Genomic DNA, 18,537 nt, shown 5'->3' on the forward strand with positions numbered 1-18,537 from the left:
CCCTAAGTGCCTTAGTTCGCACCTTTAAGATTTAATTCAATAAAAACAGCACATTAATCGCAATCCATAGGAATTAGCGCATTACCATTCAAGCATAGTCATACGATGACTACAGAAATCAGCCGACCCGCCGTCGCTCAGACTCCTGGCTGAAGTCACGACTGGCCTGCACCAGCATGCGCGTGTAGTCGTGCACGGCCTGGTCCTGGCTCAAAGCCTGGCAGTCGAGCAATTCGACGATCCGGCCGTGCTGCATCACCGCCACCCGGTCGCACAAGTGAGTGACCACACCCAGGTCATGGGTGACCAGCAGATAGGTGAGTTTCTCGCGCTGGCGCAGGTCCGCCAGCAAGTTGAGGATCTCGGCCTGGACCGACACATCCAGGGCCGAGGTCGGTTCATCCAGCAACAGCACGCGGGGCTCAAGGATCAACGCGCGCGCAATCGCCACCCGTTGGCGCTGCCCACCGGACAACTGATGGGGATAGCGAAAGCGGAAGCTGTCGTTGAGGCCGACCTTGAGCAGGATCTCCTTGATCCGGTCGTCCTTGTCCCCTACCCCGTGAATAATCAGCGGTTCGCGCAGGGCGGTGTCGATGGTGTGCCTGGGGTGCAGGGAGCCGTAGGGGTCCTGGAAGACCATCTGCACTTTGCGAAAGTGCTCCTTGGGAATCTTGTGCTGCAACGGCGCGCCGGCGATGCTCAGCTCGCCATTCCAATGCCGGTATTGCCCGGCCAGGCAGCGCAGCACGGTGGTCTTGCCCGAACCGGACTCCCCCACCAGGCCGAACGATTCGCCGTCGGCGACACTCAGGCTCACATCGTGCAGCACCTGGTTGATGGCAGCGCCGGTGCCGAAACTCAGGTTCAAGGCGTGCGCTTGGATCATGGGCATGGTCAGGTTCCTTATTGAGTCAGCCAGAGTGGATCGCGCTTGAGCACCGGCAGGTGCACGCGACGGTTATCCATGCTCGGCAGCGCGGCCAGCAGGCCACGGGTGTAGGGATGCTCGGCGTATTGCAGGTCGCAGGCAGCCAGGGATTCGACGACGCGCCCGGCGTACATCACCAGCACGCGGTCACAGTAGTTGCGCACCAGGTTGAGGTCGTGACTGACAAAAATCAGCCCCATCTGCTGCTGGTCGACCAGTTCTTCCAGTACGTTGAGCACTTGCTGGCGCACCGAGACATCCAGGGCCGAGGTGGGCTCATCGGCAATGATCACTTCCGGACGCGTGATCACCATCATCGCGATCATGATGCGCTGGCCCATACCGCCGGACACTTCGTGGGGGTACAGGTTGTAGACCCGCTTCGGATCGCGGATATGCACCTGCTCGAGCATCTGCATGACTCGTTCGCGCGCATCACTGCGACTGGCCTTGTGGTGGGCCAGGTAGGCTTCGGCAATCTGGTCGCCCACCTTGACCACCGGGTTCAGCGAGTACTTGGGGTCTTGCATGATCATCGAGATACGCTGGCCGCGAATCTTCTGCATCGCCTTTTCACTGGCCGAGAGCAGGTCGACCTCGCCAAACGCCATGGCCTTGGCGGTGATTCTGGCGCTGGGCGGATGCAGCTTGAGCAGGCTGCGCCCGACGGTGGACTTGCCTGAGCCGGACTCACCGACAATCGCCAGTTTCTCCCGCCCCAAGGTAAAGGACACATCACGCACGGCGTGGGTTTCTTTCTGGCCACTGACGAAGCGCACATTCAGCCCTTCCACATTCAGCTTGATGGCAGACATAAGGTGTTCTCCGATTATTCGCTGCGCGGATCAAGGATGTCCCGCAGGCCATCGCCCAACAGGTTGAAGGCCAGGCTGACCAACATGATCGCCGCCCCGGGAACCGCCACCAGCCACCAGCACTCGAGCATGTAGCGGCGCCCGGTGGAAATCATCGCGCCCCACTCCGGCAGCGGCGCCTGGGCACCCAGGCCGAGAAAGCCCAACGCGGCGGCGGTGAGGATGATCCCGGCCATGTTCATGGTCAGGCGGATGATCACCGAGGACAGGCACATCGGCACGATATGGCGCAGGATAATCCGCGCCGGCGACGCGCCTTGCAGTTCCACGGCGACAACAAAGTCGGCGTTGCGCAGGGACAGGGTTTCAGCCCGCGCGAGCCGCGCAATCGGTGGCCATGAGGTCAAGGCAATCGCCACCACCGCATGCTCCAGGCCAGGGCCCAGGGCGGCGATAAAGGCCAGTGCCAGGACCAGGCTGGGGAAGGAAATAAAGATATCGGTCAGGCGCATGAACACGGTGTCGACCGCCCCGCCGAAGTAGCCCGAGACGGTGCCGATAAACAGCCCGATGGGACCGACGATCACGGTTACCAAGGCAATGATGTACAGCGTGATCCGCGAGCCATAGACCAGCCGACTGAAAATATCCCGACCGTATTCGTCGGTGCCGAACCAGTGCGCCGAGCCCGGCGCTTGCAAGGCTGTGGCGAGGTTTTGCGCGACCGGGTCGTGGGTGGCGATCCACGGCGCAAAGGCCGCGACCACCACCAAGAGCAGCGCAACCAGCAGGCCCGCCAGGGTCATGGGGTTGCGTAACAGGTGACGGAGCACCCGCAGGCCGCTCTTGCAGAAGGCATCGAAACTGGAGCCCGGCGAGCGATCCACCGGCCGCTTCGCCGCCGTGTCGATGGAAGACAGATTGGCATTCATAAGCATCTTCTCTGTGTGAATTCTGAAGGGCCGCAGCCCCACTCAACGCTGCTTGTAGACACCCAGGTAACGGGTGGCCTCGGCATCGTCACCACTGAAACCCTTGACGTCGGCCGCGCTGACCACGGTGTCGGTCATCTGCGAGATCATCAGGATCGGCCCCACCTGCTGGTCATAGAGCGTCTGCGCCTGGTGATACAGGCTGACCCGCTGTGCCGAATCGCGCGTCACGCCCGCCTGGTCGATCAGGCTGTTGAGTTGCGGATTGAAGAATGAAGCGCGCCAGCCCTGGAAGTTCGGCAAGCCGGCGTCATCGCTGTTGTCGGGGTTGTAGGCGAAGGTGCGCAGGCTGAAATACGGATGGGGATAGCGCTCGGCGCCACGGGCCACGATGATCTCGAAATTGCGCGCGCGCATGGCGCCGTAGACCTGGTTGCCGGTGCCGGTGACGATGCTGGCCTTGATCCCGCCTTCGGCCAGGGTCGCCTGCAGGCGCGCGGCGATGTCAATGAACGGCGGCTCCGACAGCGTGCGAATGGTGGTGTTGAAACCGTCGGGGTAACCCGCCTCGGCCAGCAGCTTTTTCGCCTTGGCTACGTCCATGTGATAACCCGGATCCGGCAAGCGCGCTTCCAGCCCCAACTGCATCGGCTGCTGATTGAGCTTGCCGTAATACGGCATCACCTGTTCATCCAGGCCCTTGTAGTCGATCAGGTTGCGCACGGCTTCACGCACCTGAGTCTTGGCAAACTCGGGTTGCTTCATGCTCATCGCCACGTAGTACATGGTGCCGCGCGGCAATGATTGCACCTGGATCTTGTCCGAGCCGTCGATGGCGCGAATGTCCGGCGCCGCCATGCCGTAGGCCAGGTCGAGGTCGCCGCGTTCGAGCATCAGGCGCAAGGATTGGGATTCGGTCATGTGGCGCACCACCACGCGCTTGAGCTTCGCCGCGCCGCCCCAGTAGCCGTCGAAACGGGTCAGCAGCAGCGAATCGTTGGCGCTCCACTTGGTCAGCACGAAGGGGCCACTGCCGGCCTCGTTGGTCACCAGCCAGCCGGCGCCGAGGTCGCCGTTTTTCTCATGGGCCAGGGCCGTCTTGCGGTCCACTACCACAGCGCTCGGCGAGATCGCCAGGGAGTCCACCAGCAGCAGCGGGTCCATGGTCTGCGGCAGGTCGATGACCAGGGTGTGGGCGTCCGTGGCGCGGATCAGCGATTGGATATTCTCGACGCTGTAGCCGTAGGCCTTCCAGGTGGTGGCCAGGCCGAAATTGAGCTTCATCACCCGGTACAGCGACCACGCCACGTCCTCGGCGGTCAGCGGGTTGCCCGAATGGAATTTCACATCCTGGCGCAGGTGAAAGGTCACCTGCTTGCCGTCTTCGCTGATGTCCCAGCGCTCGGCCAATTGCGGCAGGTGTTTTTCCGGGTTGCCCTGGTCACGCTTGATCAGGGTGTCGTAGAGGTTGGCGTTGACGCCGGAGGCATCCAGGCCAGGCGCATTGGCCGGGTCGATGGAGAACAGGTTGACCATGCTCATGCCGACGATCAATTGATCGGCGGGGGTCTTGGCGCTGGCCGTTGTCATCGGCCCAAGGGCGAGCATCGCCGTCAACAGGCCAAGGTGCAGTGTTGAAAATACCGTCTTCATGCAAAATTCCTTCTTTTTATAGTTTTATCGGTACGGCGCAGTGCGTTAACGGGTACGGGGGTCGAACACCTTGTACAAGGCGTCGCTGATCAGGTTGAGCGCGACGAAAATCAAGCCGATCACCAACACGCAGCCCATCACCGCGTTCATGTCGCCGAGCATCAGGCTGCTGGTCAGGTACTGGCCGAACCCCGGCCAGGCAAACACGGTTTCGATCAGCACCGCGCCCTCCAGCAACGAGCCGTAGGCCAGCGCAACCACCGTCAGCAACTGCACGAGGATGTTGCGAAACGCATGCCCCCACACCACCTGGCGCCGGGACAGGCCCTTGACCCGCGCGGTGATGATGTACTCCTGGGACAGCTGCTCGAGCATGAAGCTGCGGGTCATGCGGCTGATATACGCCACCGAGTTCAGGCCGAGGATCAGCGCCGGCAACACGATGTGGCGCAGGGCGCTGGCGAAGGCCTCCCAGTCACGTGCCAGGGTCGAGTCGATCAGCAGCAGGCCGGTGACCTCGGGCACCATGCCGTCATAGGCCAGGTCGATGCGCCCCGCTCCACCGGCCCAGCCGAGCCAGGCGTAGAACACGAGCAACCCCATCATGCCCAGCCAGAAAATCGGCGTGGAGTAGCCGAACAAGGTGATCACCCGCGCCACGTGATCGCCGAGGCGCCCCTGGTTGCTGGCGGCACAGACGCCCAGGGGCAAACCGATCAGCACGCCGAACAGAATCGCCAGGGTGGCCAGTTCAATCGTCGCGGGAAAGACGCGCAGGATATCGTCCAGTACCGGGTGGCCGGTCAACAGCGCATTGCCGAAGTCACCGTGGAGCAGGTCATTGAGGTAAAGACCGAATTGGGTCCAGATCGGCTTGTCCAGGCCCATCGACCGGTACACCTGATCATAGGTGGAACTGTCGGCATCCGGCCCGACTACCGCCAGCACGGGGTCGAGCGGCATGACCCGGCCGATGATGAACGTCAGGGCCAGCAGGCCGAGCAAGGTCACCAGCACCGTACCCGCGCGCCGGGCCGTGTTGGACGCGCGAGCGCCCATGACAGAGGCAGTCATAACAAACATAGTGAGCTCCTGATAATCGGTCAGCGCTTCTTGTAGACGTCTTTGTAGCGCGTGGTCGCGGCGGTATGGCCCTGGAAGTCGGCCACGTCTTCGTACACCACCACGGTGTCGGTCATTTGCGAGACCGGCAAAATGGCCCCGACCTGCCGGTCGACCTGCTCCTGGATGTCGCGGTATTGGGCCAGTTGCTTGCCTGTGTCAGGCTCGACTTCCGCGCGCTCGATCAGCTGGTTCAGCTCGGGGCTGTAGAAGGATGTGCGCCAGCCCTGGAAGTTGGTGAGCTTGGCCTCATCGCGGTTATCCGGGTTGTACACCAGCGTACGCAGGCTGGAGTGCGGATGCCGTTCGGCCCCGCCACCGCCGCGGCCGACGATGATGTCGAAGCTGCGCTCACGCATTGCGCCGTAGATCTGGTTGCCCGTGCCGGTGATGATGCTGGCGTCGATACCGGCCTGGGCCAGGGTCGACTGCAGGTTGGAGGCAATGTTGATAAACGGCGGTTCGGCGAGCACGCGAATGGTGGTCTTGAAACCGTTCGGGTAACCGGCCTCGGCCAGCCAGGCCTTGGCCTGCTCGACGTTGAGCGTGTAGCCGGGATCCGGCAGGCGCGCGGCCAGGCCCAGGGGCAGCGGCCGTTGATTGATCACGCCGTAATGGGGCATGACGGTCTGGTTGATGCCCTGGTAATCGATCAGCGCACGCACGGCCTTGCGCACACGCGCATCGGCGAACATCGGTTGCTTCACACTCAGGGCGACGTAGTACAGGGTGCCGCGCTGCAAGGTCTGGGTGCGGACCTTGGCGCTTTTCTGCAGGGCTTCGATGTCCGGCGCAGACATGCCTTTGGCGATGTCCAGGTCGCCGCGCTCGATCATCAGGCGCAACGACTGCGACTCGGTCATGTTGCGCATGACGATGCGCTTGAGCTTGGCCGGGCCGCCCCAGTACCCGTCGAAACGGGTCATCAGGATCACGTCGTTGGCGCGCCAGTCATTGAGCACGAACGCACCGCTGCCGGCGGCGTGAGTCACCAGCCAGGCGGCGCCCATGTCGTTGTTTTTCTGGTGTTCGAGGACTTTCTTGCGATCGAGGACAAAGGCGCTCGGCGAGGTCGCCAGGGTGTTGAGCACCAGCAGCGGGTCGGTGGGCCGGGGCAGCTCGATCACAAAGGTCGCGGCATCCGTGGCACGCATGTAGCGCTCGACGTTCTCGGCGGTAAAGCCGTAGGCCTTCCAGGTGGAGGCCAGTGCGAGGTTGAGCTTGAGCACGCGCTGCAACGACCAGGCAACGTCTTCGGCACTCAGGTCATTGCCGGACTGGAATTTCACGCCGGTGCGCAGGTTGAAGGTCAGGGTCTTGCGGTCGTCACTGACCTGCCAGCGCTCGGCCAGCGCCGGTACCAGGCGATCCGGCTGGGCGACGTCCTGCACCAGCAACATGTCATAGAGGTTGGCGTTGATCTCCGACACGTCCAGGCCGGTGGCCGCCGCCGGGTCGAGGGACAGCAGGTTGATCATGCTCATGCCGACGATCAATTGATCGGCCGGGGTTTTTGCGAAGCTTGCAGGTACAGCGGTGACAGCCAGCGCGGCGACGAACACCCGCGCCCACAGCGAAGGGAAAATGCTCATAACAAGAGTGCCTTTTTTATATTTATAGGGCTCTTGATCAGCCCGACTGATGCCGGGCTGACCCTGTACACGTCAGAAGCTTTTAAGCGTATGGGTCTCGATGAAGTTGAAATCGATGTCTTCACCCAGGCCCGGCAAGTCGGACAGGTGCACAAAACCGTCGTTGTCCATCGGGTCTACCAGACGCTTGAGGTAGGCCGGTACTTCGTCGTAATCCAAGTACGGGTGCAACAGGCCACGCTCATACCAGGTGCAGTTCTTGATCGCGCCGACCACGGCCAGGTTGGCCGCACCGTTGCCATGAATCTCGCAATCCATGCCGAAGGATTCAGCCAGGTGCGCAACCTTCAGGCACGGCGCAATGCCGCCGACGCCCGCCACACCGGCGCGCAAGATATCGCACACATCGTGCTTGACCCAACTGGCACGGGCGAGGTGTTTGCCGGACAGGGTTTCCGGGCCCAGCACCGGAATGTCCAACTGCCCCGCCAGCCAGGCATAGGACTCGGCGGACTCTTCCATCATCGGCTCTTCGAACCAGGCGAAGTCGAGCTTCTCCAGCTCACGCCCGATGTACAGCGCTTCGGTGCGGCTGTACCAGTGATAACCGTCCAGCATCAGGGCGATGTCCGGGCCGACCGCTTCGCGTACCGCCGCACAAGCCTGCACGTCGATGCGCGGGCTCGGGGCGAAGGACACCGGCGGCATCCAGGTGTGCAGCTTGATAGCCTTGTAGCCGCGCTGCACCAGGGTCTCGGCAAAACGCCCGTAGTCTTCCGGGGTCGCCAGGCCTCCGGGCAGTTCGTCGCCACACATGGTGGAGCCGTAGGCCGGCACCTTATCGCGGAAACCGCCAATCAACTTGTGCACCGGCACACCCAGTTTGCGCCCGGCCCAATCCCACAGGGCCTGCTCCACCAGCGCCAGGGCGCGGTCGGTCAACTGGCTGGCACTGCCGCGCTGCCAGTGCGCGAGGTCGTGCCAGATCTTTTCGCGATCAAAAGCGTTCTGCCCCACCAGCACTTTGCGCACGAAACCATCGAGCACATACGGGCGAATCAGTTCAGGGGCGCCGAAGGCATAACCCTCCTGGCCGTCTTCGGTCTGGATGCGCAGCAAAGCCATCTGCGCCTGGGTGACATCACCCGGGTGCGCATGGCCGGCACTGTCCACTGCGCGGCGGGTCGGGTAGGAAAACACCTGGACGTTGACTGCTGTGATTCTCATGGACGTCGTAAGCCTTCTTATTGGATTTGTGACGGAAGTGTCGTCTGTTGCGACCGATCATAGGTCATCGTACAACACTTGAAAAGACCCAATAACCCGCCCCTCTTCTGCATGCATTTTCAGTAAATCCCGGCAAAACCCTTATTTTTAAAGACAACCAAGGAATAACTAGGATTGCTGTAAAGCCCTATTCACTGGGCACATATATTTCAAGATGTTTCAAAACCACCGATAACCCATAGACGAGTCATCTTGTCGTACGATAACGTATATCGACACCTTAGATGAGAGCCATACGCAACAACCCACTGCCGTAGCAACCGTCAAACGACCCTAACAAAAACAAAAAAGAAGACCGTATGAACACCACCCTACGCACGCTCGTTACTGCCCTGACCCTCGGCCTGCCGCTGTATGTCAGCGCTGACTCTGCCAGCATCAACTACCGCCACCAGTTCACCGAGGAGGACAGCGCCCACGCTGACCGAATCAAGCTCAACTACCGCCTGGACAGTGGCCTGGGATTTGAAGCGGAAATGAAATACCGCACCGCCGGCGACCGTGAAGACGTCGCCTACGACAACATGGTCAACAACGGGCACGAGTTCACCGTGAGCTACAACTACAAACTCAGCGCGCAATCGACGTTGACCCCGGCGTTCCAGATGGACAGCTCGAAAGACTCGACCACCTACAAGTTCGGCCTCAAGTACAACTACAAGATCAACGACGCCTTCTACGCCGCCACGCGCTATCGCCTGGACGCCAAGAAGCTGGACCGCGACCAGGTCAACGAGGACTTGCCCGACCACATCAAGGATGACCAGACCACCCATCGTTTCGAGGGCTGGCTCGGCTACACGCCGGCCAGTAAGTGGGCGTATGAATATCAGTTCATCTACTTCAAGACTGACTACATCCGCTACGACAACAAGAAGAGCGATTACGAACAGAACCTGATCGTCAAATACAAGCTCAACAAGGAATGGGCCCCGTTCATGGAGATTGGTGATGTGAAGGTCAACGCCACGTCCGAAGATCGCCAGGCGCGGTGGCGCCTGGGCATCCAGTACAACTTCATGTAAAGCCCCCACGACTTGCCTGGCGAGTGCGCATCGCTCGACAGGCAAGCCACCTGCATTCAGCGTTCAATGGAAGACCTGACCATGACCACACCACCCAAACCCTTCACGCGCATCTTGCTCACCGGCGCCGCCGGCGGCCTGGGGCAAATCCTGCGGAACACCTTGCAGGCCCATGCCGACATCGTCCGCGTCTCGGACATCAGCCCCATGGCCCCCAGCCGTGGTGAGCACGACGAAGTGATCACCTGCAACCTGGCCGACAAGGCCGCCGTGGCGGCACTGGTCACCGGCGTCGACGCCATCGTTCACCTGGGCGGGATTTCCGTGGAGCGGCCGTTCGAGGAGATTCTCGACGCCAATATTCGCGGCACATTCCACATTTACGAGGCGGCGCGACAGCAGGGGGTCAAGCGGATTGTGTTTGCCAGTTCCAACCACGTCACCGGTTTTTATCTCCAGGACGTTGAACTGGACGTGCACTCACCGCGCCGTCCGGATGGCTACTACGCCCTCTCCAAGGCTTACGGCGAAGACCTGGCGGCGTTCTACTTTCACCGCTATGGGATTGAAACCGTGAGCTTGCGCATCGGCTCGTCGTTCCCCGAGCCGCGCAACCGGCGGATGCTGTCGACCTGGCTGAGCTACACCGACCTGGACCACCTGGTGGCGCGCGCCCTGCTGGCCAAGGATGTGGGACACAGTGTGGTGTATGGCGTCTCGGCCAATCGCGATCGCTGGTGGAGCACCCGGCACACCGAGCACCTGGGCTTTGCGCCCAAGGACAGTTCGGAAGCGTTTCGCGCCAAGGTCGAGCAACAACCGCCAGCGCCGGCCGATGAACCGGGCAGCCGGCTTCAGGGCGGCGCGTTCACCGCGGCCGGGCCGTTCGACAACTCGGCGGCGGCGGCTTCATAGGCCCGGCGCATGCGCTCGCGGCTGTTGGACAGGTGCAGGCGCATCGCCGCCCGAGCCGCATCGGCGTCACGGCGCAGGATGGCTTTGTAGATGTCCTCATGCTCACGGCTCAAGCGCTCCAGGAAGGGCTCCTTGTTGGCGTTGGCCAGGCGTTTGGAGTGCAGGCGTGTACGCGGCAGGATGTTGAGCCCCAGGTGCAACATGATGTCGGTGAAGTAACGATTGCCCGTGGCCAACGCGATTTGCTGGTGGAACTGAAAGTCTGCCGACACCGCGTAGTCGGCACTCACCGCCCGCGAGTTGAGCGCATCCAGCGAGTCGCGCATCACCTGCAATTGCTCGTCGGTCCGCCCCACGCACGCCAGGCCGGCAGCCTCCACCTCCAGGCTGATGCGCAACTCCAGCACGGCCAGCACATCCTGCAAGGTCACGATGCTGTCCGGGTCGATGCGAAACCCGCTGGGGCTCGGGATATCCTTCACAAAGGTGCCGACGCCGTGCCGGGTTTCCACCAGGCCCGAGGCCTGCAGGCGCGAAATGGCCTCGCGCACCACCGTGCGGCTCACCCCATGTTCGGCCATCACTTCGGATTCGGTGGGCAGCTTGGTGGCACGCGGCAGCTCACCGGAACAGATGCGCCGGGAAAGCTCGGTGACCAGTTCTTCGGCCAGGCTGCGGTGCCGGCGGCGAACGGTGGGCTGGACGTTCGGGTTGTCCATCAAGAACGGGTATCTCGGTTGGCGGAGGAACGCGCATCATAGCGCATTCGGTTGTACGACAACTCTCCCTGTGGCTCCCAGCGCGTCCCACAACGCGAAAAGCCCCTGCCAGACCGCCCTCGGCAACTGCCGAGCGGACTAAAAAATGTGCAGGATTGCTCGACGCCCCAGCTCATGATCGGGCTATGATCGACCGATATGAACCGGACGCCCGATGCCCCATGCCCGTTGACCTGCAAGCGCTGTACCCGAAACTGATCCACCTGATGCTGGATACGGTATTTGTCGTCGACGGCGACAGCCAGATTGTCTTCGTCAGCGATGGCTGCGAGGCCCTGCTCGGCTACCGTGCCGACGAACTGGTCGGCACCCTGATCACCCACTACATGCACCCGGAAGACCTGGCGCGCACTCGGGCCTCGATTGTGCGGGTCATGAATGGCCACTCCCATGTCGACTTCCGCAACCGCTATCTACGCAAGGACGGCAGCGTGGTGCACATCCTGTGGGCGGCCTTCTGGTCCAAAGAGGTGGGCGCGCGCATCGGCGTCGCACGGGACGTGACGGCGCTCACCCAGGCCGAAGAAGAACTGCGCTTCCTTGCCCACCATGATCCGCTGACGGGCCTGACCAACCGCTCACTGTTCAATGATCGGCTGGACCAGGCCCTGCACAGTGCGCAGTCCCACAACCGCGGCCTGGCGTTGCTGTTCCTGGACATCAATGACTTCAAGGGCATCAACGATGTGCATGGCCATGCCATGGGCGATCGCGTGCTGTGTGCGATTGCCCGACGCCTGGAACGCTGCGTACTCGACAGCGACCTGGTGGCGCGGATGGGCGGTGATGAGTTCACGGTGCTGTTGACCGACATCCCGTCGCGGGAGGCTATTTCTGCCAGGGTGGTGCAGATACTCGCGGTCATGGCCGAGCCGCTGGGGCCCGAGTTTGGTGGGGTGAAGATGCCGTCCTGCAGCATCGGCGTGGCGGTTTATCCCCAGGACGGGGAAGATGCCGATACCCTGCTCAGCCATGCGGACGGTGATATGTACCGGATAAAAAGGCAGCGATTCGCGGCCGAGTGACCAGAAGGCGGTTTGCATCAGGCAGGTCGGTCCACCCGCCCGATGCAGAAGCCCTCAGAGGCTCACAACCGACAGGCGTTGACCGGCGGAACCCGGCCGCGCCAGGGCTGGGCCCGCTCCAGCTGCCCCGCAAGGGCCAGCAGGGTACTTTCTTCGCCAAAGCGAGCGGCGAAGTGGGCGCCCACCGGCAGGCCGGCAGCGCTCCAGTGCAACGGCACCGACATCGCCGGTTGCCCGCTGGCATTGAACAGCGCCGTGAACGGTGAGTAGCTGTGGAACCGTTCGATCAGTTCCTCCAGGCTCAAGCGGTCGTCTTGCAGGTCCAGCTCCCCGATCGGCACCGGCTCGCGGGCCAGGGTCGGCGTGAGGATCAGGTCGTAATCCTGCATGAACACTGCCAACTGCCGGCCCAAGGCATGAATCCATTCCACGGCACCGGCGTACTGCGCACCGCTGACGGCCCCTTTGCAGCGCAGGATAATGCGGGTGCGGGCTTCCAGCTCCTCGGGCTGCACGGCGGAACCGCGCATCTGCCCCAACACATCGACATAGTGGCGCGTGCTTGCACCGATGATGGTGAAGACCTGATCGAGAAACGCCGGCAGCGCCACCGGCAAATTGACCGGTTCAACGCGGTGCCCCAGGGATTCGCACAACCTGGCGGCCTGGCGTACGGCTTGCACACTTTCGCCGGAGGTCGGCCAAGGCCCGAGCTGCTCGACCAGGGCGATCCGCAGCGGCCGAGGGTCCTGCTGCAGCGCGGTGACATAGGGCTGCGCCTGCAGCGGCGCGGCATAAGGTGCGCCCAGGTCGATCCCGGCCGTGGCATCCAGCAGCGCGGCGCTGTCACGTACCGACAAGGTAATCGCATGGGGGCTGCCCATCCCGGCCCAGCCCTCGCCGATCATCGGCCCGGAAGGCAGCAGCCCGCGGCTGGGCTTGAGGCCGAACACCCCACAGCAGGACGCCGGCACACGCAAGGAACCGCCGCCATCGTTGCCATGGGCAAACGGTACGACGCGCGCCGCCACCAAGGCTGCCGCGCCGCCGCTGGAACCGCCGGCACTGTGGCCGATATTCCAGGGGTTGCGGGTGGCGCCAAAGCGGTTGGACTCGGTGGAATACGAGGTGCCGAATTCGGGTGAGGTGCTGGTACCGACAATCACACACCCGGCACGGCGGATACGGCTGACGTGTTCGGCTTCAACGTCAGCGCGAGCGCCTCCTAACGCCTGCGAGCCATTGGTCATCGCCGCGCCGTTGACCGGTGAAAACAGGTCCTTGATCAACGTCGGCACCCCGGCAAACACAGCGTGGCCGGGGCGCGATGTGCGTGCCCACTGCCGCGCCGACTCGTAAAGCCGCTCGGCGACCGCATTCAGCTGCGGTTCGACCCGTTCGATACGCTCGATCACCGCTTCCAGCAGCTCGCCGGGCTGCACTTCACCGCGCCTGACCCATTCGGCCAAACCGGTGGCGTCCTCGCTGTCCAGCAGGTTGTGGATGTCCATGTTCGTCTCCTATTGATTATGAATGACTTGATCCGAATGCCTGGGTCAGCGCTTTGCGCCGTGCTTGCAGGCCTGCCAGTGCCCAGGCCAGGGCCGAGGCAAAACTGGCACAGGCCAACCACAGGATTGAACGACGTACGTCACCCGAGTAAACGCTGAGCAAGGCCACCACCAGCGGGCTGACAAATTGACCGAAATACAGAAACGCCGTGAACCCACCCAAGCCGCGCCCACGGGTTTTCGCGCTCAGGGCATTCATCACCGGCGCCATCGCGTTGGGCACCAGCAGCCCGGCGCCCAGGCCATGGATCAGCACTGCCACCAGCACCATGCTGTAGCTCGGTGCGCGCATCAGCAGCCACAATCCCAGGCCCAACAGGCTCAGCAACAGCGCATTGCAGCCGGGGATACCGATGCGCCGGCGCAGCAGCGGCCAGGCTAACGAACCGCCCAGGGTCGCCAGCAGACTGCCCCCCGCCGACAGCCCGATCATCGTGCTTGAAGTAATGCCGAGGCTGACGAGTAAAACCGGCGCCTGGATCGGCACGATAAAACTCAGCACCATCCCACTGAGGATCAGCAGATAACCGAGCACCAGCGGCAGCACGGCCACCCTGCCCTGTTCAGCCACCTCGGCGGGCTGGCGAGCGGCGGCGGGCTCCCACAGCACCTTGATCATCATCGGTATCAACAGCAGTGGCAGCAGGTACAGCAGGAATGGCAGGCGCCAGGAGTGTTCGCCCAACGCGCCGCCCACGACATAGAACAGCGAGCCGACCAAACCGATGGTGACCACCTGCCGGTTGATGTAGCGCAACCGCTCCTCGCCCTGCCAATAGTCGGCAATCAGCGTGGCGCAACAGGTCATCACCGCCGCCTCCGCCGCGCCGAACAGCAGGCGTACACCGACGATGGCGGGCAAGTTATCCAGCAGCGCCGGGATGGCCCCGAGCACGGCATACAACAGCGTGGCGATCACCAGCAACGCCTTGCGCCCGACCCGGTCGGCCAACCAGCCGGCCAGCGGCGCGCACAGCGCAATCGCCAGTGCCGGCCCGGTGACCGCCAAGGGCACCAGCAGGTCGGCGCGCGGTTCCAGTGCACCGAACTCGGCGCCCAGCTTGGGCAGGATCGGCGCGACCATGGCTGCGCCCATGATGGTCAGGCTGCTGCCCAACATCAGCACCAGCCCTTCACGGCGCCCGGTGGCTTGCCGCGGCGAGGGGGAATCGGAATGTGATGAGTTCATGGCCAGCCCCTTAGAAACTTTGAGAAATGCGCAGTGCCACGGTGTAACCCTCGGCACGGTTGCGGGCATCGGTTTCCTTGTAGGCGTGCAGCCAAATGGGCGGCAGGCCGGGCTTGAAGTAACTCACGGCCGGCCCGACAGCCAGCACCCGCGCGCGGTTGCCCGATTGCAGCCCCGGCGCATCGTCATCGCTGAACTGACGGTAGTAGTAGCCGCCCAGGCCCAGGGTCCACGGCCCTACATGCTGGCCCACGGCAAATTCGTGGCGGTATTCGACACCGTTCTTGTAGTCGGTCGCGGGGTTGCGGGTATTGACGTCCACCTCAACGCTTGAGGAAACCTCGAAGCCACTGTCGGTGATGTAGGTGGCGTTGACGATCGGCGAGAACGTCCAGTGATTGAGCCCTGGGGAGATCAGACGATTCTTGTCGTAGTCACCGGTGGGCGCCTGGATCTGCAGTTGCGTGTTGATAAACAGGTTCGGCGACAGGTTCCATTGCAGGATCACCGGCAGAAACTGCATGTCGGCCATTCGAAACGGATCGGCCTCCAGGCTCAGCGGGCCGGCCGGGGTCGGTACCTTGACGGAAGCGTCCATCTTGAAGAACGGTACCACCACGCCGAAACCATAGTTGGCGCCCAGCACCGTGTGATCGGTCATGCGCATGTAGGCGACGCCGATGGACAACACATCCAGTGAGAAGTGGTTGTCGACGGAGCGACCGTTACGGTCCTTCTGCACATTGGCCGAGTAAAACGCCGTGCGCAGCCCTACGGTCCCGAACGGCGTGGCCGGCGGCATCATCCCCGCGCCGAAATCGTAAACGCCGACAGCGGTGGTCGGCGCACCGTTCTCGGTGGCCTGGACACTGGCGCAGCAACCCAGCAGCCCCAGGGTGAACAGCGTCATGCGTGTGGCGCTTGCATTATTGTGGTGAATCATCGAATGCCCCTCCCATCAAGTGGTGTGGGCCATCCTAGTAACGCGCAGAGTGCGGCGGTTATCCGTTTTCAGCAGAGTTGCGTGCGACGCAGGGTCTGGGAAGGGCTTTCGCCGAACATGGTGCGGTAATCGCTTGCGAACCGGCTCAAATGCCAGAAGCCCCAGCGCGCTGCGACTTCCTGTACGCCGTGGGCTTGGGTGCTGGTTCGCAGTTCGCGGCGCACCGCATTGAGGCGCAGTGCCCGCAGATAGGCCACCGGGTTGATGCCCAGGGTCTCCTGAAAACAGTACTGGAGTTTGCGCCGGCTGGCGCCGATGTGGTTGCACAGGTCGAGGATCGACAGCGGCTCGTCGAGGTGACTCAACGCATATTCGCGGGCGCGATCGACCATCCTTTTGCGCGCCGTGGGGTTGAGGGGTGGCGCCTGGTCCGGGGCGATCAACTCCAGCATATGCAGCATCACCGCATCGCGGATGCCGCGGCGGATCGAGTCATGCCCGAGCACGGCATCACAGCCCGCCAGCTCGTCGAACAACGCCGCGAGGTCACGTTGCACGGATGAATCACCCAAACGGTAACACCTGGGAAGATCGGTAATTCGAAACTGAATGCCCTGGCACTCCAGCACATGTTCCAGGGCGTGCTCTTCGATGGCCACGCCGAGCAGGTCCAGGTGCTGTGGAGTGTGCAGCTCGGGCAGGTTTTCACCGTGGGCCACCAACAGGCTGGGCTCGTGGATCGGATGCCCCGAGCAATACACCGGGCCGTCGGCACTCAAGGGAATGCTGAAGGTGATCGCACCTTTCCAGGCCACACCACTCTTGACCATGGCCTGATTAGAGCGGTCGCGCACCAGTTGCATCCAGTCCGAGCGGAACTCCAGCAACTCACCGGCAAAGGAGCCGGGTGACAACTGATCGTAGCGAACCTGCCAGCCGCCCATGTTACGAGCGTGCTCGTCGATGTCGCTGGTCAGGAAACGCTGGAGGGGTAACGCCGGTGGAAGCACCACCGAGGCCGCAGGCATCTGCACATTATTATTGTTCATTGACCTAACCTTTTTCAGTTGCAAGGCTTACAGGTCGTATCGCACGCAAGTTCCATTCCGAACCCGGGGCAGCGCGTGCATGTGTGCCGAAAATGGATAGTGAGGATGTGCGCACGCGATGCCAGCCTCGGGCAAACACGTTCACCTGTTAATGAATTTTTTCACCTTCAAGGCTTGATGTTTTTCAGCTCATTGAGCAAGTCCAGCAGCTGCTGCATTTTCTCCGCGCCAAACTGCGCTTCGATTTTCTGGTAGTTGCTTTCCATGCCCTCGCTCATGGAGACGAAACACTGCTGGCCGCGCTCGGTGAGGCCCACGAACACCCGGCGCTGATCCTGGCTGGACTTCTGCCGGCGCACCAGGCCGTCGCGCTCCAGGCGCGTCAACACTCCGGTCATGCTCGGTTTCAGGATGCAGGCCTGCTGGGCGAGTTGATGGCTTTCGAGTTCGCCCTGCTGGCGCAGGATCCGAATGACCCGCCACTGTTGCTCGGTCAGTGCATGCTTGTTCAGCGCCGGGCGGAAGAACGCCATTGCGGCTTCACGGGCTTGCAGCAGGGTCAGGGTCAGCGAAGGTCTGGGGTTGGCCATATCGGCACCAATTGGATGGGCGAGTCGGCAGCTTAGTGTCGCCGGCCAACCGCTGCAAGCAGCCTGGGGGCTGTGAAAAGTACAATCGGTTCGGCGTAAAAGCCATTCTGTTGCACCGCGGCGATGCTCATGATGATCCGCACAAGATCAACAAGACCTATCTTATGCCTGGCTCAACGCAATCCCGATTGGCGCTGGCGGTACTCCCCCGGAGTGAGCTGGGCGTAACGCTGGAAAAAACGACTGAAATAGGCCGGGTCCTTGAACCCCAGCTGATAGCAGATCTCGTTGGCCGAGCTGCCGGTAAACAGCAGCAGGCGCTTGGCTTCCTGCATCAGGCGCTCCAGGATCAGGCGCTTGGACGGCAAGTCGGCAATGCGCCGGCACACATCATTGAGCCGTGCTTCTGTCACCCCAATGCCCTGGGCATACCGCGACAACGGCCAGTGTTGCTGGTAGTGCGCTTCGATCAGCTCGTTGAAGCGGTGGAAGATTTTCAAGTCTTCGTGGCGGGCGGGCGTGGCTTTCAACGAGTTCGAACACAGCCGCAACAGGCTGATCATGATCAACCGCGTCAGGCTGTCCAGAGCTGCGCTGCGCCCGGAACGCTGGGCTTTTACCTCTTCGCGCAGTTCCTCGAACAGATAATCCAGGCGGCGGATATCGCCCGCGTATTGCGGCGCCAACTTCGTCAGGGCGACACACGCGGCCGGCAATTGCACACCGGCGGGCGCCAGGCTGGCGTCGGCTTCGATCAGTTGCCACACCAGTTGCTGACGCACCGTCAGCACATGCCCGTCACTGTCGGCCTCGGTCACAAACGAGTGCGGCACCGTGGGTGGCGTGAGGAAGAACATCGGCCCGGATTCGACGTATTGCTGGTCGTCCAGGTACACGCGCACGGTGCCGCTTTTTACGTAGTGAACCTGGAAGAACCGGTCATGCCGGTGAACGGGCATGTTGCGCCCGAAGAAATCCGCCAGGTTGGCCAGCTTGTCGTAATGGACTTCGGCGTCGCTGTAGCGCTGGTCGTACACCTGGCCAATGTTGATGTTCGGGATGGGTTGACGGTCGCTCATCGCACGCTACTCGTTTTTATTGTGATTGCCCTGATGCAGC

17 protein-coding genes are annotated in these 18,537 nt (G+C 62.4%); 3 read left to right on the forward strand and 14 right to left on the reverse strand.

From position 1 onward, the window contains the following. Positions 1 to 118: 118 nt before the first annotated feature. The 7 genes from AC07OP_RS15815 to AC07OP_RS15845 all read right to left on the reverse strand — a co-directional run bounded on the left by AC07OP_RS15815 (position 119) and on the right by AC07OP_RS15845 (position 8,272). A complete protein-coding gene (locus tag AC07OP_RS15815) occupies positions 119 to 895 on the reverse strand; it encodes an ABC transporter ATP-binding protein (protein ID WP_141157340.1) in 777 nt (258 codons plus the stop codon). Between the two features lie 11 nt (positions 896 to 906). After that, the gene (locus tag AC07OP_RS15820) at positions 907 to 1,746 is read right to left on the reverse strand and encodes an ABC transporter ATP-binding protein (protein ID WP_065923972.1); all 840 of its coding nucleotides are present in this window, start codon (positions 1,744 to 1,746) and stop codon (positions 907 to 909) included. A 14-nt stretch (positions 1,747 to 1,760) separates the two neighbouring features. Then, positions 1,761 to 2,678, reverse strand: coding sequence for an ABC transporter permease (locus AC07OP_RS15825; RefSeq protein WP_027603510.1), 918 nt, complete (start codon positions 2,676 to 2,678; stop codon positions 1,761 to 1,763). Positions 2,679 to 2,720: 42 nt separating this feature from the next. Further along, positions 2,721 to 4,331: an ABC transporter substrate-binding protein gene (locus AC07OP_RS15830; protein WP_495101939.1), complete on the reverse strand. Its 1,611-nt coding sequence runs from the start codon at positions 4,329 to 4,331 to the stop codon at positions 2,721 to 2,723. Positions 4,332 to 4,376: 45 nt separating this feature from the next. Continuing rightward, a complete protein-coding gene (locus AC07OP_RS15835) occupies positions 4,377 to 5,414 on the reverse strand; it encodes an ABC transporter permease (protein WP_065923970.1) in 1,038 nt (345 codons plus the stop codon). 20 nt (positions 5,415 to 5,434) lie between these two features. Continuing rightward, on the reverse strand, positions 5,435 to 7,045 hold the full coding sequence (locus tag AC07OP_RS15840; protein ID WP_495101938.1) for an ABC transporter substrate-binding protein: 1,611 nt from the start codon (positions 7,043 to 7,045) through the stop codon (positions 5,435 to 5,437). Positions 7,046 to 7,117: 72 nt separating this feature from the next. Beyond that, positions 7,118 to 8,272: a mandelate racemase family protein gene (locus AC07OP_RS15845; RefSeq protein WP_495101937.1), complete on the reverse strand. Its 1,155-nt coding sequence runs from the start codon at positions 8,270 to 8,272 to the stop codon at positions 7,118 to 7,120. A gap of 359 nt (positions 8,273 to 8,631) precedes the next feature. On the opposite strand from AC07OP_RS15845, the gene AC07OP_RS15850 reads away from it, so the two are divergent. Together AC07OP_RS15850 and AC07OP_RS15855 are read left to right on the forward strand one after the other, a co-directional pair. Beyond that, the gene (locus tag AC07OP_RS15850; protein ID WP_092359640.1) at positions 8,632 to 9,357 is read left to right on the forward strand and encodes an oligogalacturonate-specific porin KdgM family protein; all 726 of its coding nucleotides are present in this window, start codon (positions 8,632 to 8,634) and stop codon (positions 9,355 to 9,357) included. 81 nt (positions 9,358 to 9,438) lie between these two features. After that, on the forward strand, positions 9,439 to 10,272 hold the full coding sequence (locus AC07OP_RS15855) for an NAD-dependent epimerase/dehydratase family protein (RefSeq protein ID WP_027603504.1): 834 nt from the start codon (positions 9,439 to 9,441) through the stop codon (positions 10,270 to 10,272). Here the strand turns inward: AC07OP_RS15855 and AC07OP_RS15860 are convergent. Then, positions 10,212 to 10,991 carry a FadR/GntR family transcriptional regulator gene (locus AC07OP_RS15860; protein WP_027603503.1) on the reverse strand — a complete coding sequence of 260 codons (780 nt, stop codon included), beginning with the start codon at positions 10,989 to 10,991 and terminating at the stop codon, positions 10,212 to 10,214. The two genes, AC07OP_RS15855 and AC07OP_RS15860, sit on opposite strands and share 61 nt — an antisense overlap. A gap of 221 nt (positions 10,992 to 11,212) precedes the next feature. Here AC07OP_RS15860 and AC07OP_RS15865 point away from each other — a divergent pair, with 221 nt between their 5' ends. Further along, a complete protein-coding gene (locus AC07OP_RS15865) occupies positions 11,213 to 12,076 on the forward strand; it encodes a sensor domain-containing diguanylate cyclase (protein ID WP_098480011.1) in 864 nt (287 codons plus the stop codon). 62 nt (positions 12,077 to 12,138) lie between these two features. On the opposite strand, the gene AC07OP_RS15870 is transcribed toward AC07OP_RS15865, so the two are convergent. From AC07OP_RS15870 to hpaA, 6 genes are all read right to left on the reverse strand, one after another. After that, entirely contained in the window at positions 12,139 to 13,587 is a 1,449-nt protein-coding gene (locus AC07OP_RS15870; RefSeq protein WP_495101936.1) for an amidase, read from the reverse strand. Between the two features lie 16 nt (positions 13,588 to 13,603). Further along, on the reverse strand, positions 13,604 to 14,836 hold the full coding sequence (locus AC07OP_RS15875; RefSeq protein ID WP_495101935.1) for an MFS transporter: 1,233 nt from the start codon (positions 14,834 to 14,836) through the stop codon (positions 13,604 to 13,606). A 10-nt stretch (positions 14,837 to 14,846) separates the two neighbouring features. Then, on the reverse strand, positions 14,847 to 15,779 hold the full coding sequence (locus tag AC07OP_RS15880) for a SphA family protein (protein ID WP_175472343.1): 933 nt from the start codon (positions 15,777 to 15,779) through the stop codon (positions 14,847 to 14,849). 68 nt (positions 15,780 to 15,847) lie between these two features. Further along, on the reverse strand, positions 15,848 to 16,828 hold the full coding sequence (locus AC07OP_RS15885) for a helix-turn-helix domain-containing protein (RefSeq protein WP_065939661.1): 981 nt from the start codon (positions 16,826 to 16,828) through the stop codon (positions 15,848 to 15,850). Between the two features lie 167 nt (positions 16,829 to 16,995). Next, positions 16,996 to 17,418, reverse strand: a complete 423-nt coding sequence (gene hpaR / locus AC07OP_RS15890; protein WP_027603497.1) for a homoprotocatechuate degradation operon regulator HpaR — start codon at positions 17,416 to 17,418, stop codon at positions 16,996 to 16,998. 173 nt (positions 17,419 to 17,591) lie between these two features. After that, the gene (gene hpaA, locus AC07OP_RS15895; protein ID WP_495101934.1) at positions 17,592 to 18,497 is read right to left on the reverse strand and encodes a 4-hydroxyphenylacetate catabolism regulatory protein HpaA; all 906 of its coding nucleotides are present in this window, start codon (positions 18,495 to 18,497) and stop codon (positions 17,592 to 17,594) included. Positions 18,498 to 18,537 lie beyond the last annotated feature (40 nt).

The organism is Pseudomonas sp. GW821-FHT09D08, assembly GCF_059416305.1.